Origin of the sequence: Mesorhizobium sp. M0898 (genome assembly GCF_040319695.1) — a bacterium.
In the GTDB taxonomy this organism is placed as follows: Bacteria; Pseudomonadota; Alphaproteobacteria; order Rhizobiales; family Rhizobiaceae; genus Mesorhizobium.
In genome coordinates this window covers 1-656 of sequence record NZ_JAMYOE010000154.1, presented here as the reverse complement: position 1 = coordinate 656, position 656 = coordinate 1, and the positions used below count along the sequence as shown (strand labels likewise).

General features: G+C 59.3%; 2 protein-coding genes. Both read right to left on the bottom strand.

The genetic code is table 11. The features are described 5' to 3' along the window. Positions 1 to 212, bottom strand: a 212-nt coding sequence (locus tag NKH90_RS34680; RefSeq protein ID WP_502898906.1) for a PIN domain-containing protein, incomplete at its 3' end; no start/stop codon positions are given. Then, positions 212 to 457 (bottom strand): type II toxin-antitoxin system VapB family antitoxin, encoded by a 246-nt coding sequence (locus NKH90_RS34675; protein WP_352823835.1) that lies wholly within the window; start codon positions 455 to 457, stop codon positions 212 to 214. The genes NKH90_RS34680 and NKH90_RS34675, both read right to left, overlap by 1 nt. Between the last annotated feature and the right edge of the window lie 199 nt (positions 458 to 656).

Here is a 656-nt window from a genome sequence, read left to right as displayed (position 1 = left end):
GTATCACGGGCTTGCGCCAGCATGTTGGCCGTGGGCTTGGCGTTCTTTTTGATGGCTTCGGCCGATGCTCGCGCGAGACCCTGGACTGCCTCGAACCGGACGAGCGGGGAGATATACAGCGGCTTGGTCGCGGCCGCGAGCCGCTTTTCCAGTTCTTCCGCGCCAGGTTCCTCGTTCAGGATGGCAACGATCGCCGAGGCATCGACGAACATCAGTCGTCGCCCCACATTTCGTCGGTGAATTTCTTCATATTGAAATCAGGGTTGGCTGGCCCGATCCGCCGCGCCATTTCCTTGACTTTGGCAAGTCTCTCGCGCAGCGGGACGCTGCCGCGGTTGCGCTCGATCTCATGGCGCAAGGCGGTTCTGACGGCCTCGGTCTTGCTGCGCGCCTTGGTAATCTGCTGCAGCTCGACGGCCATGGCATCGACGTCGGGATCGCGAATGAAGAGCGGCATTTGTATATCCTCTGAGCGATATATGTATATCATATCGGAGATATACTCGCCAGCGAATTCGCGAGCGGCGGTTTTGATAAGGAGGGAGGGAGGAATCCAGCTCGCGAAAATCCGTCGGGAGGGTCGGTTCTGGTGCTCAGTCCTTGGAATTGCTCGGCGTCTGAAACACGTCGCTCCGGCCATGTCACTGTCAACGCCC

What these genes read in the sequence shown, in the direction of transcription:
- NKH90_RS34675 (WP_352823835.1), bottom strand. Translation starts at nt 457, where the DNA reads ATGCCGCTCTTCATTCGCGATCCCGACGTCGATGCCATGGCCGTCGAG.